The organism is Falsihalocynthiibacter sp. CO-5D18, from assembly GCF_041205445.1.
Classification (GTDB): domain Bacteria; phylum Pseudomonadota; class Alphaproteobacteria; order Rhodobacterales; family Rhodobacteraceae; genus Falsihalocynthiibacter; species Falsihalocynthiibacter arcticus.
Window position 1 is genome coordinate 204,671 of sequence record NZ_JBGFCF010000003.1, and the last position, 22,159, is coordinate 226,829.

The window sequence follows — 22,159 nt, forward strand, 5'->3', positions numbered from 1 at the left end:
GAAAAAGGCCCCTGCACCGATGGTGTGGGGGCCTTTTTTGTATTCAGGTCATAAATTTAAAACTGTTTGCGCGCTTTGAACGCGGCCTGAATCGTACCATCGTCGAGATAGTCCAATTCACCACCAATCGGAACGCCCTGTGCCAGCGATGTGACCGATACGTGCGTTAAATGCTCCGCGATATAATGCGCCGTGGTTTGCCCGTCGACCGTCACATTGAGCGCCAGCACGACTTCTGTAATACCCTCGGCTCGAATGCGTTCCAAAAGCTTGGGAATCCGAAGCTCTTCCGGCCCAACGGCATCAAGGGCCGAAAGCGTTCCGCCCAAAACATGATAGCGCCCACCAAAGGCCTGCCCGCGTTCCATTGCCCAAAGATCAGCGACGTCTTCGACGATACAAAGTTGACCTGTGGCCCGCTTTTCGTTCGCGCAAATGTCACAGCGGTCCTGCGTGCCGATATTGCCGCAATTCACGCATTCCCGCGCTGTTGCCGCCACATTCTGGAGGGCGTTCGCGAGGGGCGTCATAACCAGCGCGCGTTTTTTAATGAGATGTAAAACCGCACGTCGCGCCGAACGCGGGCCAAGCCCTGGGAGCTTGGCCATAAGGTTAATCAGGTGTTCTATTTCGCGCGTGCTGTCGTCCATTTCGGATTAAAACGGCAGTTTCATGCCCTCGGGCAGCCCAAGGCCCTCGGTCAATTTTGCCATCTCGCTTTGGCTGCGTTCGCTGGCTTTTGCTTGTGCGTCTTTGATGGCTGCAAGGATCAAATCTTCAACAACCTCTTTCTCGCTCGGATCGAAAATCTTAGGGTCAATGTCGAGACCGGTAAGTTCGCCCTTTGCCGTCGCCGTTGCCTTCACAAGCCCTGCGCCACTCTCGCCAACAACGGTGATGCTCGCTAAACCGTCTTGCATTTCGGCCATTTTCGACTGCATATCTTGTGCGGCCTTCATCATTTTAGCCATGTCGCCCATTTGGCCTAAACCTTTGAACATTTTGATATCTCCTTGGTGTGTTCTCTGTAGATGGGGCTCTTTAGAGCTGTGTACAACCTAGCTGTCCTCAAAGGGATCCCATTCGTCCTCAACCTCGGGGAGTGCGCTAGAAGCGGCCTCCGCTGCGAGTTCTTTCAAGGTGCGAATGCTGGTAATTTTTGCGCCCGGAAATTGGGTGACCACGGCTTGCACCAACGGGTGCGCTTGCGCCTCCGTGCGAACGGCAAGCATCTCGGCGTCGCGAATTTCAGCAATCGTCGCCGCGCCGCCTTCGTTCACTAATGTCACCGTCCAGCGCGCACCCGTCCAAAGTTGCAATTGTTGTCCAAGCCGTTGCGCGAGGTCACGCGGCGAGTTTTCGGTGGGTTGGAACTCGATCCGACCCGGCGCGTAGTTTGCCAAGCGCATGGTGGTTTCGATTTCGATCAGGAGCTTTACATCGCGGTGGCTTCGGATGAGTTCAAGGATGGTTTCGAATTGGCCAAAACGGGCGAGAACCGCATCAGGCGCGCCAAGCGCCGTCGCACCGCCGCCTGCCACTATTTGCGTGGTGTTGCCACCATGAGTTGCCGTGGGTTGGCTGGCAATTGTGGCCGTCGAGGATGCCTGATGGCCACCGCCTGACGGGCCGCCATTGGGAGGCATCGGAGGCGGCGTGGCATCTTGCAAACGTTTGACTAGATCGCCAGGGCTGGGAAGGTCGGCAACATGTGTAAGGCGGATGACAGCCATTTCGGCGGCCATCATCGCGTTGGGCGCGGCGGCAACTTCTTCGAGCGCTTTAAGGAGCATTTGCCACATACGGGTCATTACCCGCATCGGCAGTTTTTCCGCCATTGCTTGACCGCGCATCCGCTCGTCGGGGGAAACTGTAGGGTCTTCGGCGGCCTCGGGGGTGATTTTTATCACCGAAACCCAATGGGTAATCTCTGCCAGATCGCGCAAAACGGCCATCGGATCGGCTCCGTCGCCATATTGCCCAGAAAGCTCAGTCATCGCTGCGGCGGCATCGCCCCGCACGATCATGTCAAACAGATCAAGGACGCGTCCACGATCGGCAAGGCCCAACATCGCACGGACTTGGTCGGCGGTGGTTTCGCCCGCACCGTGGGCAATCGCCTGATCAAGGAGTGAGGTAGCGTCGCGCGCCGACCCTTCGGATGCCCGTGTGATCAAAGCTAGCGCGTCATCGGAAATCTCGGCATTCTCGGCCTTGGCGATTTTGCGCATCAAGGCGATCATCACCTCAGGCTCAATTCGGCGCAGGTCAAACCGTTGGCAGCGCGAAAGAACCGTGACGGGAACCTTGCGAATTTCGGTGGTGGCGAAGATGAATTTGACGTGTGCGGGCGGCTCTTCGAGGGTTTTAAGCAACGCGTTAAACGCGCTGGTCGAGAGCATGTGCACCTCATCGATGATATAGATTTTGTAACGGGCAGAGGCGGCGCGATAGGCAACACTTTCGATGATTTCGCGGATGTCGTTTACGCCCGTCCGACTCGCCGCATCCATTTCCATGACGTCCACGTGACGCCCTTCCATGATCGCGATGCAGTTTTCGCAAACACCACAAGGTTCGGTGGTTGGGCCGCCATCGCCATTGGGGCCGATGCAATTCATGCCCTTAGCTATAATCCGCGCCGTGGTGGTTTTACCCGTTCCTCGAATGCCGGTCATCACAAAGGCTTGCGCGATGCGGTTGGCCTCAAAGGCGTTTTTGAGGGTACGCACCATGGGCTCTTGGCCCACGAGATCGGCAAAAACTTCGGGGCGATACTTGCGCGCTAAAACTTGATAGCCGCTGTCTTTTGCAGAACCGGATTCTGTTTCGCTCATGTCACCCTCATTTCGTTATGCGTAGGTTAATGGCAGGCTTGCCCGACGTCCAGCGCCGCGCCGTCATTTGTTTGAAATTACGGGCGAGGGTGCGTTGTCGGGCAAGCCTTAAGAGCTAGTCGCCGTCAACCTTCCGATTGCGCAACTGTTTGGCGGTTTTGTGCATTTTCACCATTGTGCGCGAGCGTTTGCGGGTTTGGGCCACGGTTTCCACCTGCAACGAGTCTTCGCGTTGCAGCTTTTGCCAGCGTTTCAAACGATCTGGGTCCAATTCGCCTGACTTGACTGCCTTTTGAACTGCACAGCCCGGCTCGCCCTCGTGGGCACAATCGCGGAACTTACAGGAGTCAGCATACTGCATAACGTCCTGAAATACCGTGTTAATACCTTCGGAGGCGTCAAACAGCCCGAATTCCCGCATGCCGGGTGTATCCAGCAACCATCCGCCGCCTTGAATGCGATGCAATGCGCGCGAGGTGGTGGTGTGACGGCCACGCGCATCGTCTTCGCGGATTTCTGCGGTCGCTTGGGTTGTGCCCGCGATGCCGTTGGTGATTGTGGTTTTTCCAACGCCTGAGGACCCCAGAAGCGCGATCGTTTGCCGCGGTCCGCACCATGGCGCGAGGCGTTTCAGGTCTTCTGGATCATGGGCGTTGATCGCGAGGGCGACTTGTCCCAACGACAGTTTTTCCGCCCGCGCCACATAGTCTGCCGCATCTTCGGCGTTATCGGCCTTGGTCGCGATGATGACGGGCGTTGTTCCCGCCTCGAACGCCATGGAAATAAAGCGTTCAATGCGCGCCTCATTAAAGTCGGCGTTGCAGGAGGTGACGATAAAAAGCGTGTCCACATTTGCGGCCACAAGCTGTTTGCGTAGGTCTGGACCCGCCGCGCGCCGTGTCAGGCAGGAACGTCGGTCAAGCACACGGACGATCCGCGCGATATCACCGTCCACCAATATCCAGTCGCCCACCGCCACGTCGCCGGACGTAATGTGGGAGGGAAAAACAAGCAGGTGCGCATCCGTTGTCGAAAGCGCACGGATTTTGCTGCGGTGGACTTCGGAAATGCGCATCGGCGTCAAGCCAGCGTCTTCATCGGTAAGTTGAGATTGAAAATCCTCGGCCCATCCGAGATCTTCGAGAGTAGTTTCAAGGGTCATTGTTTTGCTCTTTGCAAAGAATTGGGGCGTCCGGAGCCGCGTTGGCTGGGACGTATGCAAGGGCAAATCTGGATCACAGAGGGAACTGCGTCAGAGCAGGCTTGCCCGAAGGACAGCAACGACAATCATAAAATCCTCCTCAGCAAGTGCGTCATGCGCGTTAAATTAGGTGAGAGATTGGACATCGACCCAAACAATTCTCGTTACGGCTGCTTCCTTCCGGATCTGACCGAGTTGGCGAGGCGCTCGCCCGCGCCAACCTCTCAATGCAGTAAATAGGCCGAGTCGGCGACGGTTTCAAGTCTAGTTTAGGGTATCGGGGGCGGGTTTCTGCGCCCCCGATGGGATTTTGCAAGTTTAAAGCTGGATACGGAAGCGGGCAAAGCCGTCTGGCCCGTCGCCAGCTTCCTCGATTGTGATGTTTTCCAGATCGCCCATATAGTCTTTGGCCTTGGGGCCTGTGTCGAAAAGCACCGACGTGTCAGGTAGGGATGTGAACGCCCAATTTCCATCGGCGGAGGGATTGATTGTGCCCTGCTCAACGATGTAGCGCACGATGACATCGCGGTTTGTGTCTGGTCCCTCAAAGATGATGGTGTCGCCCATTGCGCCTGGGAAATCCCCACCGCCCGAGGCGCGATAGTTGTTTGTGGCAACGATGAATTCCTGATCGGGCGTGACGGGCGCGCCGTTATAGGTAAGGTTCACGATGCGATTTGCGGTCTCGTCGGCCAGCTCACCTTTTGCGGTGAATCGCGACGGTTGAGACAGGTCGATTTCATAACTGACTCCGTCAATAACGTCGAAATTATAGCTTGGGAAATCTGGGTTGAGCAGGACTTGATCGGCTTTGCCTGCTTCGACCTGATTGAACATACCCGCTGAACGTTCCAACCAACCTTTGAGTTGTTCGCCGGTAACTTTTACCGCGCGCGCCGTGTTGGGATAGAGATACAGGTCGGCCACGTTTTTGATCGCCACGTCGCCTGCGGGAACATCGGTGTAATATTCCGCGCCGCCGCGCCCACCCGCTTTGAACGGGGCCGCCGCCGAGAGGATTGGCAGGTCCGCGTATTCCGTTCCTGCAAGCATTTCGCCGATGTACCATTTCTGGGCGATTGAGACGATTTGCACGGAGGGGTCATCGGCGACGAGGGCAAAATAGCTGTGCAAGGGTGCGGAGGTTTTACCCACGGCACGGCGCACATAGGCCAGCGTTTCGTCGTGTTCCTTTTGCGCGGCGGCGAGGACAAAGTCTTGGCTTTCCACCAGCGCCGAGATGGAGCGATCTTCGTTGCGTTGGGAAATCGGGCGTGCCTCGGACGTGTGGGCCGAGACTTTCCACGTTCCACCGTCATTTTCTAGCATGAGGTCAATCACCCCCAAATGGCTACCCCAGAACCCGCCCATCGCGGCGGGTTTACCGTGAATGGTGCCTTTTTCGGCATCCACTCCGGCGAAATCGGCGTATTGTGTTCCGGGGAAAACGAGGTGGCTGTGGCCTGTCATGATGGCGTCAATGCCGTCAACCGTGGCCAAGGGCACGGAGGCATTTTCCATGAACTCGGTTTCATTGGCCGATCCGATTCCCGAGTGGGACAGGGCGATGATGATGTCCGCGCCAGCTTCCTTCATTTCGGGAACATAGGCGCGGGCAGTCTCGACAATATCGCGTGTTGTCACGTTGCCTTCGAGGTGGCGGCGATCCCAATTCATCACTTGCGGCGGCACAAACCCAATCAGGCCGATTTTGATCGGATGTTCGGTGCCTGTGCCGTCTGTGATCATGCGGTCGAGAATGACATAGGGCTTGAGGAGGGTTTTATCGTCGCGTGGATTGGCTCCACGTTCAACGACAACATTGGCGGACACCACGGGGAAATTCGCGCCTGCGATGGATTTCATCAGGAAATCAAGGCCATAGTTGAATTCGTGGTTGCCCAACGTCGACGCGTCAAAACCAACGGCGTTCATCGCGGCGATTACGGGATGCATATCGCCGTCCTTCATGCCGCGTTCATAGGCGATGTAGTCGCCCATCGGGTTGCCTTGAAGGAAGTCGCCGTTGTCGAGCAAGATCGAGTTTGTGGCTTCGGCGCGCACATCGACAATGTGGCTTGCGGTGCGGGCAAGGCCGACGGTGTCGATGGGTTTGTCGGAATAATAGTCATACGGGAAAACATGCACGTGCAGGTCCGTTGTTTCCATAATACGCAAATGCGCTTGGTTGGCGGCGGCACGCGCCGAGAACGGATGCATGGCAAGCAATGTCGTTCCAAAAGCTGCTCCAGCGACGAATTCGCGGCGGCTGATCAATGTTGAATTCCTAAGTCCCATGACGTTCTCCGATTCTGTTTTGTGCAGCTTTAGAAATCTACGGTGACACAGTTATGACAAAAAACGAAATTCTCTGTGCTGTAGGTTTGCTCTGGCCCTTGCGGTAGAAGGCCAAAAAGTTGAAGTTGTGCCAAAAGAAAAAGAGGGTGTGCAGTGAAGATAGCTGAAACGGTAACATTTGGTGGTTCGGGCTTGGACCGCGCGGCGCAACTCCGTGGCGATGCCACCCTCATGCACAAGCACCTGACCACAGGCGATATTCTACCGCTTTGGCGCGGCAAGGTTTTGGTGCAGGGCGAGACACGCGAAAGTTTGGTGCGTTTGCCGCAGGGACATCCCGCGCTAAAAGAGTCAACGGGGGAGTATATCTTCCTCGGCCTTGATGATGGGCAGGCAGTTTTCGCTTGTGACATCTCATCTTGGGAGCCGCCCGATCAGGATTTGGAACTCGTTGGCCAGTTTTTTGACCCCTCAGAGCAAATCCACCCCGAATTCGCCCAAGGCATTGTTTTTGCCGAGCTTCGCTCCGTTATGGCGCAATTGTCGCCACGAGATGCGGAGTTAGTCGCAACCGCGAAGGCATTATTCAATTGGCATGATAGCCATGGCTACTGCGCCAAATGTGGCGGCAAAAGTGCGATGACCATGGCGGGGTGGCAACGCAATTGTACGCTCTGCGATAGCTCGCATTTTCCGCGCACCGATCCTGTCGTGATCATGCTCATCACGCATGGCAATCAGTTGCTTTTGGGTCGCAGTCCGGGGTGGCCGGAGGGAATGTATTCGACGCTCGCGGGATTTGTGGAGCCCGGTGAAACGTTGGAAGCGGCGGTACGGCGCGAAGTTTTTGAGGAATCCGGCATTGAGGTCGGTGCCGTGACCTATTTGGCCAGCCAGCCGTGGGCTTTCCCGTCGTCCCTGATGTTTGGGTGCCATGGCGAAGCCTTGAACACAGATATTACGATTGATCCCGTTGAAATCGAAGATGCGTTTTGGATAAGTCGCGAGGATCTTATGCAGGTGATGGCCGGTGAGCATCCGAAAATTAGGGCCGCAAGACGTGGCTCGATCGCACAATTTTTAATGACAAACTGGCTTGCAGATCGACTCAATTGAGGCAAGAAGGTACCATCCAAGGAAAGCGGACCCATGATATTTGTATCCACCGAAGACATCGAAGCGCCTATCGAGGTCGTGTATCGTGCGGTTTCCGACTTCGATAGCTTTGAGCGATCCGCTTTGCGCCGTGGGCTAGAAGTGAAACCTTTAGACGAAAACGCTCTCGACGGCGCAGTCCAAGGGTGGAACGTTGTCTTTCAATATCGTGGTAAAAAGCGCGAGTCTGTCGCCCGCTTGATTGATGTTGTTCCGGACCAAGGTTTTACCATCAACGGTGGAACGGGCGGACTTCACGGGGCGATGGTTGTCGACTTGGTTGCGCTCTCAAAAATGCACACCCGTCTAAAAGTGACGGTGGAATTGAGTGCGAAAACATTGTCGAGTCGCCTGCTCCTGCAATCGATGAAATTGGCAAAAACGAAACTTAGGCAGCGATTCGAAAAGCGTGTGAGCACTATGGCCCAAGACATTGAAGACAGATTTAAGCCGGGGACCAAAACCTAAATTCGGCAATAGCTGTTCGTATTAAGGTTTGTGACGCCGTGGATCGGCCGGATAAACACCCAAAATATCGAGGTGATCCGTGAAGTATTCGAGCTCTTCCAGCGCGAGTTGTACGCTTCTATCGTCGGGATGGCCTTCAATTTCGGCATAGAATTGTGTCGCCGTGAAGTGGCCGCCTACCATATAACTCTCAAGTTTCGTCATGTTGACGCCATTGGTCGCAAATCCGCCCATTGCTTTGTACAGCGCCGCGGGGATATTGCGAACTCGGAAAACCAAACTTGTAATCATTCCGTCTTCGCCACGGCGCGAGAGATCAGGGGTGCCCGACATCACAAGAAACCGCGTGGTGTTGTTGCCTTGGTCTTCGATATGACGCGCGACAACTTCAAGGCCATAGATTTCGCCGGCCAATTCGCTGGCAAGGGCCGCTTCGCTTGGGTCGCCAAGGGCCGCCACGTCGCGGGCGGCCGCGGCATTGTCCGACCAGTTCAGGGTGTCGAGGTTGTTGGCTTGCAAGAACTCGCGGCATTGTCCCAGTAGAATAGACATGCTTCGGGCTCGCTTGATGTCCGCAAGTTTGGTGCCGGGAATCGCCAAAAGATTGATGTGCACCCGCACAAATGCTTCGCCAACGATATGCAAACCACTTGTCGGCAAAAGCGAGTGAACGGGCGCAACGCGGCCATATGTTGAATTCTCAACACCAATCATTCCCAGTTGCGCATCACCACGCCGTACCGCGGCCACCGCCGATTCAAAGGTTTCGCAGGGCAATGGTTCGAAGTCTGGATGCGCTTCACGGCAGGCTTGGTGTGAATACGAGCCTGCTTCACCTTGATATGAGATCATTTTTGGCATTTTTCGGCTCTCCGAGAGTTTTTTTCGCAAAAGGGCGTTTCGTCGCGGTAACTACATCTTGCTCTTTGGTTATGGAAGAGGCTACACATCCTCAACCTTCTACCAAGATGGAACGAGACATGTTCGACACAATGACAATGACTAAAATAGTTGGTGCCTTTTGCGGGGCACTCCTGGTATTTCTTTTTGGCACTTGGGCTGCTGATGTTCTGTATCATACAGGCGGCGGCTCTCATGGTGATGAAGCCGCTGAGCAAGGCTACCTGATCGAGACGGTATCTGCTGAAACCACCGAAGTTGATGAAGAAGAAATTTCCTTCGAAGAACTTCTAGCCGGTGCAGACATCGACAAGGGCTCGAAAGTCTTTGGCAAGTGTAAAGCTTGTCACAAAGTTGAACCTGGGGCGAACGGAGTTGGTCCCACATTGTTCAACGTTGTCGACCGCGATATCGGGTCTGAAGCGGAGTTTAGCTATTCTGATGTGATCGCAGCTATGGACGGAAACTGGGATGGCGAGAACCTCAACGGTTTCCTTGAAAACCCAAAATCTTTCGCTCCAGGTACAAAAATGGGCTTCGCTGGATTGAAAAAACCAGAAGATCGCGCCAACGTGATTGCGTATCTTGCAACCATCGGCGGCTAACAGCCTAACAATAATACTGTTTTACAGGCCGCACTGCAAAGGTGCGGCCTTTTTTGTGGATTTTTGCCAAAATTCACAGGTGTTCACGGAATCTCAACTTGTATGTTTAACCCTTGGGTAATTAGGCTGGTTTTAATAAAAATGTCTCAATCGCAGAACGCGTCCGGAGGATAACAATGTCTCAGAGTTTTGGTTCCGCCCAAGCTATCGATCAGGCCCATGTCAATTTAAGAAACTCACGGGTCCGCTTCCCGAACCTCGCCATGCTTGGATTGGCGGTTTCAGTTCTATTTTGCAGCACCCTCGCGGGGCGTGCTGAACAAGAAGTGATACAGTCCCATGGGATTTCAACGTTTGGAAATCTGAACTACGACGCGGATTTTGAGAATCTTTCCTATGTGAATCCGGAAGCCCCCAAAGGCGGGGAAATGTCTCTCGCGATCGTCGGATCATTTGATTCGATGAATCCATTTTCGCGCAAGGGTGATCCTGGTGCTTTGGCAACGATCATGTATGAATCCCTCCTTTCAGGCGTTTCTGATCAAATCGGCTCAAGCTATGGCTTGCTCGCCGAAACCATTGAGTATCCGGTGGATAAATCGTGGGTGATTTTCCACATGCGCCCCGAGGCCACGTTTTCTGACGGTTCGCCTGTAACGGCCAAAGACGTTGAATTCACCTACGAGTTGTTTCTGAAAGAGGGGCTGACATCGTATCGCGCGGTACTCTCTCAGCAGGTTGAGAGCGCGGAAATCATTGACGACCACACAATTAAATTCAATTTCAAGCCGGACGCCGTGAAGCGCGAAATCATTCAGGCCGTCGGTGGTTTGCCGATTTTTCAGAGCAGCTGGTTTGCAGAAACGGGCGCTATACTGGATGAAACGCGCCTCGCCACAGCGCTTGGATCGGGGCCTTACATGCGTGGTGAGACCGAAGTCGGCCGCCGCTTGACCTTCGTCCGCAACCCAGAATATTGGGGTCGCGATTTGCCGATCAACATCGGGCGCTCCAACTTTGATTCAATCCGCATAGAGTATTTTGGCGATGATACTGCGGCCTTTGAAGCCCTCAAATCTGGCGTTGTCCATTTTCGGGTTGAAAACTCGTCCAAAACTTGGGCGACGGGATACAACTTTCCAGCCATTGAAGATGGGACCGTCATTCAGGAAACCGTGTTTGACGGCACGATTGCTTCTGGGCAAGCGTTTGTTTTCAATCAACGCGGTGAGCACGCCGAGCGTTTTGGCGACATTCGTGTTCGCGAGGCCTTGGCTCTAATGTTCAATTTTGAATGGTCAAATGAAACCCTGTTTTATGGCCTGTATGAACGGGTGGATTCGTTGTGGGAAAACTCCGATTTAGAAGCGACAGGATTGCCCGAAGGCGAAGAATTGGTCTTGCTGGAAAGTATCCGAGACAAATTGCGGCCCGAAATCTTTACAGAGCCTGCTGTCATGGCGCCGGTGTCGGGGCAGCGTCGTTTGGATCGCAAAAACCTGCGCAAGGCCTCCGGACTTTTGGATGATGCTGGCTGGATTGTTGGCGATGATGGTTTGCGGCGCAACGCCGCGGGTAAAACGCTTGATGTCGAATTCCTTGAGCGTTCGCCAGCTTTTGACCGCGTGATTTCACCCTATGTCGAGAATTTGCTTGCCCTTGGGGTGAACGCCAAACTGAACCGCGTTGATCCTGCGCAATTTAGTGAGCGTCGTCAAAGTTTCGACTATGACGTGATTACGGCGCACGAAGGGGGCGGGAATGAACCGGGTGATGAGTTGCTACAGCAATTTGGTAGCGAAACAGCGCTAGAAAGCATTTTCAACCCCGCAGGGATCAGCAGCCCTGCCATCGACGCCCTTATTGACGTCATTCGCAACGCCGAAACCCTTGAAGAGCTGCACGTGGCGACACGCGCATTGGATCGCGTATTGCGGGCCGAAAAATACTTGGTTCCACAATGGTATAAGGATGTTCACACGTTTGCGTATTTCGATTTTTACCGCCATCCAGAGGAAATCGCCCCGTTTGATTCGGGGTATCTAGATTACTGGTGGGTGGACGCAGAAAGATATGACGCGCTCAAAGCATCTGGCGCAATTAAGTAGAGCTGGGAGCAAGTCATGGGTGCGTATATTCTTCGTCGGCTATTGCTGATCATTCCAACATTGTTCGGCATTATGGTCGTGAATTTCACGCTGACGCAATTCGTACCCGGCGGGCCGATTGAACAAATCCTTGCGGAGCTTGAGGGCGAAGGGGATGTGTTTAAGTCTATCTCCGGCTCTGGTGGTGATGCTGGAATATCGGATTCCTCGCTTGATGTTGGTAGCAAATATATCGGCGCCCGTGGCCTTCCCCCCGAAGCGATTGCGGAGTTGGAGCGCCAGTTTGGGTTTGATAAACCACCGCTTGAGCGTTTCTTCACCATGATGTGGAATTATATCCGGCTTGATTTTGGCGAAAGCTATAACCACGATCAAAAAGTGCTGGATTTAGTGTGGGAAAAACTACCGGTTTCGATTTCACTTGGGCTTTGGTCGACGCTCATTGCCTATGCAATCTCGATTCCGCTGGGCATCAAAAAGGCCGTTTCCGACGGAAGCCGTTTTGATACCTTCACCAGCGGCATTATCATTGTTGCCTATGCATTGCCCGGTTTCTTGATCGCCATCCTGCTGATCGTGCTTTTTGCGGGGGGCTCTTATTGGCAGATTTTCCCGCTTCGCGGTCTGACTTCGGACAATTTCGACAGTTTAAGTCTGGGCGGCAAAGTCCTTGATTATTTCTGGCACATCGCGTTACCAACGATTGCCATGTCTATTGCATCCTTTGCTGGCCTGACGCTTCTGACAAAAAACAGTTTTCTTGACGAGGTGCGCAAACAATACGTCGTGACTGCGCGCGCAAAAGGCTTGTCGGAGTCGCGCGTTTTGTATGGGCATATTTTCCGCAATGCGATGCTCATCGTGATCTCCGGATTTCCCGCGCTTTTCCTCTCGGTTTTTCTAACGGGGTCGGTGATTATCGAAACGATTTTCTCGCTCGACGGATTAGGCCGTTTAGGGTTTGAAGCCGCCGTAAAACGCGACTTTGCCCTCGTGTTCGGAACGTTGTTTTTCTTTGGGTTGATCGGGCTGATTATCGGGATTATTTCGGATTTAATGTATGTGTACGTGGACCCAAGGATCGATTTTGAAAGTAGGGGAGACTAAAGATGAAGCTCTCACCGCTGAACCAACGCCGCTGGTCAAACTTCCGCAAAAATCGCCGCGCGTTCTATTCGTTGATTATTTTCGCCGTGCTTTTTGGACTGTCCTTGTTCGCAGAATTTATCGCGAATGATAAGCCAATTTTGGTCAAGTATCGGGGTGAGTTTTACGTCCCAATATTCAACGTTTACTCGGAAGAGACATTCGGAGGGGACTTACCCGTCGCCGCCGATTACGCTTGGGTTAGTCAGGAATGTCTAATCAAGACAGGCGGCAATCTCGACTGTTATGATACGCCTGAAGAAACAATGTTAGACGCGGAAGACGGCGAAATTGCGGGTGAAAAGATCGACAGGGGCTGGATGATTTGGCCTCTCATTCCAAACAATTACCGCAACCAAGTGAATCGCCCCGGTGCCGCTCCTTCGCCGCCTGATCGCTACAATTGGCTCGGTACCGATGACACGAAACGCGATGTTTTGGCGCGGGTGATTTACGGGTTCCGCCTGTCGATCCTCTTTACCCTTGTCGTTACGGGCATTTCTTCGGTTCTTGGGATCGTCGCGGGTGCAGTACAGGGGTATTTTGGCGGACGCGTTGACCTCATTTTTCAAAGGCTCCTTGAGATTTGGGGCTCAACCCCAAGCCTCTACGTCATCATCATCCTGTTCGCCGTTTTAGGGCGAAGTTTTTGGCTCTTGGTCTTTGTGATGATCCTCTTTGGCTGGCCGGCCCTTGTGGGCGTTGTTCGAGCCGAATTCTTGCGGGCACGCAACTTTGAATACGTGCGCGCGGCGCGGGCTTTGGGCGTTTCCAATCGCGTGATTATGTTCCGCCATATGCTGCCGAACGCTATGGTTGCAACCCTGACGTTAATGCCTTTCATCATTACCGGCACAATCGGAAGCCTCGCGGGCCTCGATTTCCTCGGATATGGATTGCCGTCTTCGTCGCCGTCCCTCGGCGAGTTGACTCAGCAAGCCAAGCAAAACCTTCAAGCTCCGTGGCTGGCCTTCTCGGCGTTTTTCACCTTCACTATCATGCTGTCACTCCTCGTGTTTATTTTCGAGGGTATCCGCGACGCATTTGACCCCCGAAAGGTGTTCCAATGAAGACCGCACTTCAAGTCCGCAACCTCCACATCGGCTTCATGCAGGACGGCGTTTTAAATGAGGCCGTCAAAGGGGTTTCCTTTGAGGTCGGTGAAGGCGAAACCGTCGCGTTGGTTGGGGAATCTGGATCGGGAAAGTCGATCACTGCGTTGTCTACTGTGTCGCTTCTGCCAGAAAGTGCTCGGATTTCAGGCTCCGTTATCTATCAAGGGACGGAAATGATCGGCGCCCCCGATAAAGATCTGCGACGTGTGCGGGGAAATGATATTAGCTTTATTTTCCAAGAGCCTATGACTTCGCTTAATCCTCTACATACCATCGAAAAACAGTTGGTTGAGGGCATCGCCTTGCATCAGGGACTGACGGGAAAGGCTGCGCGAGATCGCGTTGTTGAACTGTTGGAAAAGGTTGGAATCCCAGACCCGCGCGGTCGACTTGATGCGTACCCCCACCAACTTTCTGGTGGCCAACGGCAGCGTGTGATGATCGCAATGGCCCTCGCGAACGGACCGGAGCTTCTGATTGCGGATGAGCCAACAACGGCTTTGGATGTGACCATTCAAGCACAAATCCTTGAGCTTTTATCGGAGCTTAAAAAGAGTGAGAACATGAGCCTTTTGTTCATCACCCACGATCTGGGGATTGTGCGCAAAATCGCGGATCGGGTAGTGGTGATGCGCAATGGCGAGGTCGTAGAGACGGGGCCAACAGCCGAGATATTTGACGCACCCAAGCATCCCTACACAAAACAATTGCTCGATGCGGAGCCCGCGGGGCGGCCAGAACCTGTACCTTCGGATGCTAAGCCATTGATTAAAACCACGGACTTGCGGATTTGGTTCCCGATTCACAAAGGGTTCCTCAAGCGCACTGTTGGGCACATCAAAGCTGTCAATCAGGCGAGCCTTTCGGTGCGTTCGGGGGAAACCCTCGGGATCGTTGGCGAGTCGGGGTCGGGTAAAACGACCCTCGCGCTCGCTATCATGCGGCTCATTCAATCACAGGGTCAAATTGAGTTTGATGGGCGGGCGATTGACTCCCTTAAAAATCGCGACATGACTCCGTTGCGCCGCGATATGCAGATTGTGTTTCAGGACCCGTTCGGCTCCCTATCACCACGCATGACCGCAGGTCAGATTATTGCCGAAGGTTTGGCGATCCACGACGTGGCGCAAGGCCGCGCGCCCTTGGATTTGGTCAAAGAAATGATGCTGGAAACGGGGCTCGATCCGGCCACCATTGATCGCTATCCGCACGAGTTCTCGGGTGGGCAACGCCAACGTATTGCCATCGCGCGTGCGATGATTTTGCGACCAAAACTTGTGGTGCTCGATGAGCCAACTTCGGCCTTAGACCGGACTGTTCAGCAGCAAATCATTGCGCTTCTGCGAGATCTTCAGAAGAAATATCAACTGGGATATTTGTTCATCAGCCATGACCTTAAAGTTGTTCGCACCCTCAGTCATAAAGTGATTGTTATGAAAGATGGCGATGTGGTCGAAGCAGGGACGAGCGAACAGATATTCGAAAACCCGACAACGGAATACACCCGCGCTCTTATTGCTGCTGCTCTAGATCTGAACGTAACCTCGGCCTAAACGGCCGAGCTATGGCCTGTTTTAGAGAGGGCGTAGGCGTCAAAGGCGCGTGCGATGACTCGTGTGAGAGGCCGGAATGCAGGCGGTATTTTAAGCACGCCATTCGATAGAGAGACCACGTCGGAAAACTGTGAGGCCACGGGTTCTATTAGGAGCAATATTTCCGCTTTTGGCAGCCCAAATTCCTTGGCAATCTGACCCGTATCTATTTTAAAGTCGCACATCAGAACTTCAATCAACCGACCACGCAGCTTATCGTTGGCAGAAAAACTGTGCCCCTTTTTCGTTGAAAAATTCCCACCACGGATGGCCGCGATATGTTGCGAAGTCGCCGCAGCGTTCTGAGTATATCCCTGAGGAAAGCGGGAGATCGATGATGCCCCAAGCCCGATCAGCACATCCGACGTGTCCTCGGTATACCCTTGAAAATTCCGCCGCAGTCTACCCGCTTTTTGGGCGATACTGAGACCGTCGGAGGGCAGGGCAAAATGGTCGATCCCTACGGCGGTATACCCGTCCCATTCAAACAATTTCCGAGCAACTTCAAATAAGGCCAAACGTTCTTGAGGGGAAGGGAGGGCCTCCTCGGGGATCATATTTTGACGACGCGCCATCCAGGGAACATGGGCGTAGCCATAGAGCGCTACTCGGTCCGGTGAAAGCGAGAGTAACTTTTGCACGCTTTGGGTGATTTTTTCGGGTGTTTGGTGCGGCAAACCATAGAGAATATCGGCATTGAGCGATGCGATGCCGCGTGCGCGGATTGCAGTGATGGCGGATTCTGTGAGCTCGTAGCTTTGCTCACGGCCAATTGTTTTTTGGATTTCGGGGTCGAAGTCCTGAACGCCAATTGAGGCCCGATTCATACCCGCTTTTGCAAGGGCATCTAAACGCGCGTCGTCAATTTCGTTAGGGTCGATTTCAACTGAAAACTCCCCATCCGGCGCGAGGGAGGCGACGCTGTAAATTGCCTCCGCCAGTTCCGTCATCATGTCGGGAGCGAGGAGAGTGGGCGTACCACCGCCCCAGTGAAGCCGCTCGAGGGTAACGCCTTTTGGCAACGTCGCCCGCAGCAATTCGATCTCGGCTTTCAGGACCTCAAGGTAGGCGCGGACCGGCGCATCCGATGTTGTTCCTTGGGTGCGACAGGCGCAAAACCAACACAGGCGTCGGCAAAACGGCACATGCACATAAAGCGAAATCTGCCGCCCTTCCGGGATCGCGGAAATCCAGTTCACGAAAGTCTCGGGCCCAACGTCAGCGGAAAAATGTGGCGAGGTCGGATAACTAGTGTAACGCGGCACGCGCGCGTCGAAAAGTCCGTGACGGGCAAGTTGTATATTTTGTTCCATCCGGATACCCTAATTGTAGTCTCGGCGGCATGGCTTTGACACAAATCAAATCGAGAGACCATAATGAGACCAGCGGACATAAATTTAAGCTTTAGTTCCTGCGGTGACTGCCCAATTCGCGAACGTGCTGTCTGTGCGCGGTGCGAGCCAGACGAGTTGGATGTGCTTGAGAAAATTAAATATTACCGGAGCTATGAGGCGGGTCAGACGGTTGTTTGGGCGGGGGATCGCATGGATTTTGTGGCGTCTGTTGTGTCTGGAATCGCCTGTTTAAGCCAAACTATGGAAGATGGTCGCACGCAGATGGTTGGCCTTTTGCTTCCCTCGGATTTTGTCGGACGTCCCGGGCGCGCGATTGCCGCCTATGAGGTGACAGCGACCACGGATCTTGTAATGTGCTGTTTTCGCAAGAAACCATTCGAAGATTTGGTCGCGTCCACCCCTGCGATTTCCCGCCGTTTGCTGGAAATGACGCTGGATGAATTGGACGCTGCGCGGGAATGGATGCTGCTTTTGGGGCGCAAAACGGCCCGCGAGAAAATCTCGAGTCTCTTTGCCATCATTGGCCAGCGCAGCACGCCGCTTTCGGGCGAGGGCATGCGGACAACCTTGGAGTTTGATTTGCCGCTCACCCGTGAAGCGATGGGTGATTATCTTGGTTTGACGATTGAAACCGTGAGTCGCCAAATTACAGCGCTCAAGAAAAGCGGTGTCATCGAACTCGACGGTAAGCGCCACGTTCGGATTCCGGACTTTCAACGATTGCTAGCGGAAGCCGGAGATGATTCGGATGGAGGAATGCCCTCGTAGGCAAATAGGGCGGAAAAAACTCCCGCCCAAAGCGTTCCTAGTGCGCCATAAATACTGGTACTTCAGTTCGTTCAAGCATGTGACGTGTGGCGCCGCCTAAGATGGCTTCGCGGAAACGTGAATGCCCATAGGCCCCCATGACCAACATATCCGCATCGGTGTCCACGATATGGCGGGTTAAAACATCCGCGACGCGCGGTAGGGATTTTGCGAGCACGGAAATCTCGGCCTTCACGCCATGACGAGCCAGCATTTGCGACAACGGACCACCGGGGTCTGAGCGATTGGCCCCATGGGCTGGCGGGTCAATTATCGTGATATTTACTAAATCCGCAGAGATCATAAGGGGCAGAGCGGCGCGAATTGCGTTCAGGGCTTCTAGGCTCTCATTCCACGCAACCACGATCCGCTTGGGTTTAACAGCCGATTTGGCTTTGTCTGGCACAATAATGGTTGGCGCGTGCCCCTCAAACAAGGCCGCCTCTAGGAGAGCTTCGTCTTGACCGCCGCGGCCTTCACCATAGGGTTTTGGAAGAACAACAATGTCAGAGAAGCGCGCGTGAATTGAGACGAGACGGGCAAGGCTGGGCAAAGCGACGGTGGCTTTGTCGACTGCCCAAGTAAATGGCGACCCTTCTAGAGTTTTGCGCGTCCATGCTTCGCTTTTTTCTGCGTCCTCATGGGCGTGCGCAAAGGCTTCTTGCTGGATCAGTGCATTGGCGCCTGCGTAATAATACCCGACCTGAGTGCGGTCGATCCCAAGGCAAAACGCATCCAAGTGACCGTTTTGCTCGGTTGTCATATTTGCCGCATAGCTAAGAGCGGCAGCGCTGGTTATTGAATCCGTCATAAACGTAAGAATTGACTTATAGGCCATGGAGGGTCTCCCTTTATGTTGTATGTGGATACTAGGAGGATGTGCATTGTTGTTCTTTGACCTCGATCAACCTTTTGATGGCATGAATTGACATGGATCAAAGCGCGGTATTAGTCTGAAAAGTTACCTAAAAAATTATAAGAACGCACTCGCGTGATTAGAATCACGACGGGAATGGACGAAGGGACAAAAAATGTGGGATTATTTTAAGCTGCTCTTGCTTGCATTGGTGGCGGTTTTCGCCGCCATTGCTGCAAATTACGCAAGAGATTTAGCTTATCAGGTGCACGCCTTATTGGTTATGGCTGTGTCTGCTGGGCTTTTTGTTTGGACATTGCGCCAAACAGGGGAGCCCAAAAAGGCAGCTCCAACTGGATATATGGACGATGTCATTCGCGCGGGGGCGGTTGCCACTGTGGCGTGGGGCATTGTTGGGTTTTTAGTAGGGACGTTTATCGCGTTCCAGCTGGCTTTCCCTGTCCTGAACTTTGAGTGGGCCGAAGGGTATGCCAATTTTGGGCGACTTCGTCCTTTGCATACCTCGGCGGTTATTTTTGCCTTTGGTGGTAACGCACTGATCTGTACCAGCTTTTATGTTGTTCAACGTACCTCTGCGGTGCGCCTTTGGGGCGGCAATCTCGCGTGGTTTGTATTCTGGGGTTACAACCTCTTTATCGTTCTTGCTGCGACGGGGTATCTGCTCGGGTCAACACAGTCCAAAGAATACGCCGAACCTGAATGGTACGTCGATATATGGCTAACGATTGTTTGGGTCGCCTATTTACTGGTTTTCATGGGCACCATTATGAAGCGCAAAGAAAAGCACATCTATGTGGCCAACTGGTTCTACCTTTCGTTCATTGTTACCGTGGCGATGCTACATATCGTCAACAACCTCAGCCTTCCGGTGTCGATCTTTGGGTCACGCTCGGTGCAGCTCTTCTCTGGGGTTCAGGATGCGATGACGCAGTGGTGGTACGGCCATAACGCAGTGGGCTTCTTCCTCACGGCGGGTTTCTTGGGAATGATGTACTACTTCGTGCCTAAGCAAGCCGAACGTCCAGTGTATTCCTACAAGCTGTCGATCATCCACTTTTGGGCGCTGATTTTCCTTTATATCTGGGCGGGGCCACACCACCTTCACTATACCGCACTGCCTGACTGGGCGACGACGCTTGGTATGGTGTTCTCGATTATTCTCTGGATGCCAAGCTGGGGTGGGATGATCAACGGTCTGATGACGCTTTCGGGCGCATGGGATAAGTTGCGCACCGATCCGATCATTCGGATGATGGTCGTCTCGATTGGCTTCTATGGTATGTCCACCTTCGAGGGGCCGATGATGTCGATCAAATCGGTCAACTCGCTCAGCCACTATACAGACTGGACCATTGGTCACGTGCACTCTGGTGCGCTTGGTTGGAACGGTATGATCACCTTTGGTGCGATGTATTATCTCTTCCCACGTCTGTGGAACAAAGAGCGCCTTTATTCACTCAAGCTTGTGAATTGGCACTTCTGGCTGGCCACAATCGGTATCGTTTTCTATGCGGCCTCCATGTGGGTCACCGGAATTATGGAAGGTCTGATGTGGCGCGAGGTTGACTCACAAGGGTTCCTTGTTTGGGCATTCGCTGACACGCTTGGCCCGAAATTCCCAATGTTGGTCGTACGCGGTTTGGGCGGAGTTCTGTTCCTCTCTGGCGCATTGATCATGGCGTATAACCTCTGGATGACTGTTGTGCGGGCCCCTGAAAAGGCCCCCGCGATGGTCGCCGCAGAATAAGGAGGGTTCAGATATGGGAATTCTCGACAAACACAAAGTCATTGAGAAAAATGCGACTCTCCTGTTGGTCGGCAGCCTTTTGGTTGTCTCCATCGGGGGGATCGTAGAAATCGCGCCACTGTTTTACATCCAAAATACGATCGAAGACGTTGAGGGCATGCGTCCTTATTCTCCGCTCGAATTGACGGGGCGCGAAATCTATGTGCGCGAAGGGTGTTACGTCTGTCACAGCCAGATGATCCGCCCGATGCGCGACGAGGTCGAGCGTTATGGTCACTATAGTCTGGCGGCCGAAAGCATGTATGACCACCCGTTCCAATGGGGTTCAAAACGCACGGGTCCAGACCTTGCGCGTGTTGGTGGCCGCTATTCGGACGAGTGGCACATCGCGCACCTCAACAATCCACAATCCGTGGTGCCCGAGTCAATCATGCCAAAATACGGCTTCCTTGAGGATAATTTGATCGATGGTAAATACATCGGCGATTTGCTTCAGGCGCATAAAATGGTCGGCGTCCCTTATACGGAAGAAATGTTGGACAACGCCCAAGCTGACTTTATGGCGCAAGCGGATCCAGACAGCGACTATGACGATATGCTCGAACGCTATCCAAAAGCGCAGGTGCGCAACTTCGATGGCCAAGAGGGTATTTCGGAAACCGATGCGCTGGTGGCGTATCTTCAAATGCTCGGGACATTGGTTGATTTTTCAACCTTCACGCCCGACCCAGACCGCTAGGAGGGCGCATCATGTATACATTCTTGCGTCAGCTTGCCGACAGCTGGGTATTGCTCCTTATGTTCGCTTTCTTCTTGGGGGTGTTCCTTTGGGTTTTCCGGCCGGGAAGCAAAAAGATTTATAAAGAGACGGCAAATATCCCATTTGAACATGAAGACCACCCCGCACCCGATGTGGCCCCAAAGGCCTCAAAGGCGCCCAGAGACGAAAGTGAGGAGGCGTAGCCATGTCAAAGAAACCTGTGAAAAAACAAGATCCGGAAACAACAGGCCACAGTTGGGATGGGATTGAAGAATTCAACAATCCTTTGCCGCGTTGGTGGCTCTGGACGCTTTATGCCTGCATCATATGGGGTATTGGCTACTCCATCGCCTATCCCGCGTGGCCCTTGATCAACGGGGCGACACGGGGGGTGCTTGGATACTCAACCCGCGCCGAAGTGGCCGAAGATATTGCGTATTTCAAGGCTGCCAATGCTGATCTGCGCGAAGAGTTGGTGGCTGCGGATTTGAGCGAAGTGGCCAATAATCCCGAACTTCTCCATTTTGCCAATGCAAATGGACGGGCGGTTTTTGCAACGTGGTGTTCGCAATGTCACGGGTCGGGTGCTGCGGGGGCTGTTGGCTTCCCCAACTTGCTCGACAATGACTGGCTTTGGGGGGGCGAGATCGAAGCGATCAATGAAACAATCACCGTCGGTGTTCGCAACGAAACCAACGACGATGCGCGTTACTCAGAGATGCCAGCTTTTGGCGACATTCTTGAAGAAGAAGAAATCGCACAAGTTACGGAATTCGTTCTCTCGCTTTCAGATGATGCCGCCGATCAAACGATGGCGCTCGCTGGGGCGACCATTTTTGCAGATAATTGCGCTGCCTGTCACGGTGACGAGGCTCTAGGTGACAAAAGTCAAGGCGCGCCGAATCTTGCGGATGCAATCTGGCTCTACGGAGGTGATCGCGAAACGATCATGGAAACCGTTACCTACAGCCGCTTTGGCGTGATGCCGGCATGGAATGTACGTTTGAGCGAATCAGATATTCGCGCCGTTGCGATCTATGTCCACGGTCTTGGCGGTGGCGAATAACAAGTTCTGAGGGCGCGAGTCCTTAGTATGGTGCTGACGTCCTGTCCTGTTCGCGCGTTTCTTAGGGCGCAGTACCAAAACAAAGGCGGCAAGCTCCTTCGGGGTCTTGCCGTTTTTGCGTT

20 protein-coding genes and 1 other RNA gene are annotated in these 22,159 nt (G+C 53.6%); 12 read left to right on the top strand and 9 right to left on the bottom strand.

The genetic code is table 11. The annotated features are described in order from the left end of the window. Positions 1-56: 56 nt before the first annotated feature. From recR to AB9F27_RS05825, 6 genes are all read right to left on the bottom strand, one after another. Positions 57-650 carry a recombination mediator RecR gene (gene recR, locus AB9F27_RS05800; protein WP_335583728.1) on the bottom strand — a complete coding sequence of 198 codons (594 nt, stop codon included), beginning with the start codon at positions 648-650 and terminating at the stop codon, positions 57-59. A 6-nt stretch (positions 651-656) separates the two neighbouring features. Next, positions 657-1,001 (bottom strand): YbaB/EbfC family nucleoid-associated protein, encoded by a 345-nt coding sequence (locus tag AB9F27_RS05805; protein ID WP_335583727.1) that lies wholly within the window; start codon positions 999-1,001, stop codon positions 657-659. Positions 1,002-1,058: 57 nt separating this feature from the next. Next, a complete protein-coding gene (locus AB9F27_RS05810) occupies positions 1,059-2,837 on the bottom strand; it encodes a DNA polymerase III subunit gamma/tau (RefSeq protein ID WP_335583726.1) in 1,779 nt (592 codons plus the stop codon). Between the two features lie 115 nt (positions 2,838-2,952). Beyond that, the gene (rsgA, locus tag AB9F27_RS05815) at positions 2,953-3,999 is read right to left on the bottom strand and encodes a ribosome small subunit-dependent GTPase A (RefSeq protein WP_335583725.1); all 1,047 of its coding nucleotides are present in this window, start codon (positions 3,997-3,999) and stop codon (positions 2,953-2,955) included. Between the two features lie 167 nt (positions 4,000-4,166). After that, positions 4,167-4,265: signal recognition particle sRNA small type (gene ffs, locus AB9F27_RS05820), an RNA gene on the bottom strand. Positions 4,266-4,356: 91 nt separating this feature from the next. After that, positions 4,357-6,336 (bottom strand): bifunctional 2',3'-cyclic-nucleotide 2'-phosphodiesterase/3'-nucleotidase, encoded by a 1,980-nt coding sequence (locus tag AB9F27_RS05825; protein ID WP_335583724.1) that lies wholly within the window; start codon positions 6,334-6,336, stop codon positions 4,357-4,359. A 153-nt stretch (positions 6,337-6,489) separates the two neighbouring features. Here AB9F27_RS05825 and nudC point away from each other — a divergent pair, with 153 nt between their 5' ends. Beyond that, positions 6,490-7,452 carry an NAD(+) diphosphatase gene (gene nudC / locus AB9F27_RS05830; protein WP_335583723.1) on the top strand — a complete coding sequence of 321 codons (963 nt, stop codon included), beginning with the start codon at positions 6,490-6,492 and terminating at the stop codon, positions 7,450-7,452. 33 nt (positions 7,453-7,485) lie between these two features. Next, entirely contained in the window at positions 7,486-7,959 is a 474-nt protein-coding gene (locus tag AB9F27_RS05835) for an SRPBCC family protein (RefSeq protein WP_335583722.1), read from the top strand. 21 nt (positions 7,960-7,980) lie between these two features. Here AB9F27_RS05835 and AB9F27_RS05840 read toward each other — a convergent pair whose 3' ends face one another. Further along, positions 7,981-8,820 (bottom strand): prephenate dehydratase, encoded by an 840-nt coding sequence (locus tag AB9F27_RS05840; RefSeq protein ID WP_335583721.1) that lies wholly within the window; start codon positions 8,818-8,820, stop codon positions 7,981-7,983. On the opposite strand from AB9F27_RS05840, the gene AB9F27_RS05845 reads away from it, so the two are divergent. The 5 genes from AB9F27_RS05845 (at position 8,814) to AB9F27_RS05865 (ending at position 15,386) form a co-directional block, all read left to right on the top strand. Further along, on the top strand, positions 8,814-9,464 hold the full coding sequence (locus AB9F27_RS05845) for a cytochrome c family protein (RefSeq protein WP_335583720.1): 651 nt from the start codon (positions 8,814-8,816) through the stop codon (positions 9,462-9,464). The genes AB9F27_RS05840 and AB9F27_RS05845 overlap by 7 nt on opposite strands. A gap of 176 nt (positions 9,465-9,640) precedes the next feature. Continuing rightward, positions 9,641-11,572, top strand: a complete 1,932-nt coding sequence (locus AB9F27_RS05850) for an extracellular solute-binding protein (protein ID WP_335583719.1) — start codon at positions 9,641-9,643, stop codon at positions 11,570-11,572. Positions 11,573-11,587: 15 nt separating this feature from the next. Beyond that, complete coding sequence (locus AB9F27_RS05855) at positions 11,588-12,679, top strand: microcin C ABC transporter permease YejB (protein WP_039001886.1); 1,092 nt, start codon at positions 11,588-11,590, stop codon at positions 12,677-12,679. A 2-nt stretch (positions 12,680-12,681) separates the two neighbouring features. Next, positions 12,682-13,788, top strand: coding sequence for an ABC transporter permease (locus AB9F27_RS05860; protein WP_335583718.1), 1,107 nt, complete (start codon positions 12,682-12,684; stop codon positions 13,786-13,788). Then, positions 13,785-15,386 (top strand): ABC transporter ATP-binding protein, encoded by a 1,602-nt coding sequence (locus tag AB9F27_RS05865; RefSeq protein WP_335583717.1) that lies wholly within the window; start codon positions 13,785-13,787, stop codon positions 15,384-15,386. The genes AB9F27_RS05860 and AB9F27_RS05865 overlap by 4 nt, the downstream gene beginning before the upstream one ends. Here the strand turns inward: AB9F27_RS05865 and hemN are convergent. Beyond that, positions 15,383-16,738: an oxygen-independent coproporphyrinogen III oxidase gene (gene hemN, locus AB9F27_RS05870; RefSeq protein WP_335583716.1), complete on the bottom strand. Its 1,356-nt coding sequence runs from the start codon at positions 16,736-16,738 to the stop codon at positions 15,383-15,385. The genes AB9F27_RS05865 and hemN overlap by 4 nt on opposite strands. Before the next feature lie 63 nt (positions 16,739-16,801). Between hemN and fnrL the strand changes: the two genes are divergently transcribed. Next, a complete protein-coding gene (gene fnrL, locus AB9F27_RS05875; RefSeq protein WP_335583715.1) occupies positions 16,802-17,548 on the top strand; it encodes a transcriptional regulator FnrL in 747 nt (248 codons plus the stop codon). A gap of 37 nt (positions 17,549-17,585) precedes the next feature. Here fnrL and AB9F27_RS05880 read toward each other — a convergent pair whose 3' ends face one another. Then, positions 17,586-18,425, bottom strand: a complete 840-nt coding sequence (locus AB9F27_RS05880) for a universal stress protein (protein WP_335583714.1) — start codon at positions 18,423-18,425, stop codon at positions 17,586-17,588. A gap of 193 nt (positions 18,426-18,618) precedes the next feature. Between AB9F27_RS05880 and ccoN the strand changes: the two genes are divergently transcribed. Genes ccoN through ccoP form a run of 4 tightly spaced genes read left to right on the top strand, consistent with a single transcriptional unit; the run spans position 18,619 to position 22,037 of the window. Beyond that, positions 18,619-20,211, top strand: a complete 1,593-nt coding sequence (ccoN, locus tag AB9F27_RS05885; protein WP_335583713.1) for a cytochrome-c oxidase, cbb3-type subunit I — start codon at positions 18,619-18,621, stop codon at positions 20,209-20,211. A 13-nt stretch (positions 20,212-20,224) separates the two neighbouring features. Beyond that, entirely contained in the window at positions 20,225-20,950 is a 726-nt protein-coding gene (gene ccoO, locus AB9F27_RS05890; protein WP_335583712.1) for a cytochrome-c oxidase, cbb3-type subunit II, read from the top strand. 11 nt (positions 20,951-20,961) lie between these two features. Continuing rightward, positions 20,962-21,174, top strand: coding sequence for a CcoQ/FixQ family Cbb3-type cytochrome c oxidase assembly chaperone (locus tag AB9F27_RS05895; protein ID WP_039001894.1), 213 nt, complete (start codon positions 20,962-20,964; stop codon positions 21,172-21,174). A 2-nt stretch (positions 21,175-21,176) separates the two neighbouring features. Next, positions 21,177-22,037: a cytochrome-c oxidase, cbb3-type subunit III gene (ccoP, locus tag AB9F27_RS05900; RefSeq protein ID WP_335583711.1), complete on the top strand. Its 861-nt coding sequence runs from the start codon at positions 21,177-21,179 to the stop codon at positions 22,035-22,037. Positions 22,038-22,159 lie beyond the last annotated feature (122 nt).

What these genes read in the sequence shown, in the direction of transcription:
- ccoN (WP_335583713.1), top strand. Translation starts at nt 18,619, where the DNA reads ATGTGGGATTATTTTAAGCTGCTCTTGCTTGCATTGGTGGCGGTTTTC.
- AB9F27_RS05865 (WP_335583717.1), top strand. Translation starts at nt 13,785, where the DNA reads ATGAAGACCGCACTTCAAGTCCGCAACCTCCACATCGGCTTCATGCAG.
- AB9F27_RS05810 (WP_335583726.1), bottom strand. Translation starts at nt 2,837, where the DNA reads ATGAGCGAAACAGAATCCGGTTCTGCAAAAGACAGCGGCTATCAAGTT.
- AB9F27_RS05805 (WP_335583727.1), bottom strand. Translation starts at nt 1,001, where the DNA reads ATGTTCAAAGGTTTAGGCCAAATGGGCGACATGGCTAAAATGATGAAG.
- ccoP (WP_335583711.1), top strand. Translation starts at nt 21,177, where the DNA reads ATGTCAAAGAAACCTGTGAAAAAACAAGATCCGGAAACAACAGGCCAC.
- AB9F27_RS05840 (WP_335583721.1), bottom strand. Translation starts at nt 8,820, where the DNA reads ATGCCAAAAATGATCTCATATCAAGGTGAAGCAGGCTCGTATTCACAC.
- AB9F27_RS05880 (WP_335583714.1), bottom strand. Translation starts at nt 18,425, where the DNA reads ATGGCCTATAAGTCAATTCTTACGTTTATGACGGATTCAATAACCAGC.
- AB9F27_RS05895 (WP_039001894.1), top strand. Translation starts at nt 20,962, where the DNA reads ATGTATACATTCTTGCGTCAGCTTGCCGACAGCTGGGTATTGCTCCTT.
- AB9F27_RS05855 (WP_039001886.1), top strand. Translation starts at nt 11,588, where the DNA reads ATGGGTGCGTATATTCTTCGTCGGCTATTGCTGATCATTCCAACATTG.
- AB9F27_RS05835 (WP_335583722.1), top strand. Translation starts at nt 7,486, where the DNA reads ATGATATTTGTATCCACCGAAGACATCGAAGCGCCTATCGAGGTCGTG.
- ccoO (WP_335583712.1), top strand. Translation starts at nt 20,225, where the DNA reads ATGGGAATTCTCGACAAACACAAAGTCATTGAGAAAAATGCGACTCTC.
- AB9F27_RS05825 (WP_335583724.1), bottom strand. Translation starts at nt 6,336, where the DNA reads ATGGGACTTAGGAATTCAACATTGATCAGCCGCCGCGAATTCGTCGCT.
- AB9F27_RS05850 (WP_335583719.1), top strand. Translation starts at nt 9,641, where the DNA reads ATGTCTCAGAGTTTTGGTTCCGCCCAAGCTATCGATCAGGCCCATGTC.
- recR (WP_335583728.1), bottom strand. Translation starts at nt 650, where the DNA reads ATGGACGACAGCACGCGCGAAATAGAACACCTGATTAACCTTATGGCC.
- AB9F27_RS05860 (WP_335583718.1), top strand. Translation starts at nt 12,682, where the DNA reads ATGAAGCTCTCACCGCTGAACCAACGCCGCTGGTCAAACTTCCGCAAA.
- fnrL (WP_335583715.1), top strand. Translation starts at nt 16,802, where the DNA reads ATGAGACCAGCGGACATAAATTTAAGCTTTAGTTCCTGCGGTGACTGC.
- rsgA (WP_335583725.1), bottom strand. Translation starts at nt 3,999, where the DNA reads ATGACCCTTGAAACTACTCTCGAAGATCTCGGATGGGCCGAGGATTTT.
- hemN (WP_335583716.1), bottom strand. Translation starts at nt 16,738, where the DNA reads ATGGAACAAAATATACAACTTGCCCGTCACGGACTTTTCGACGCGCGC.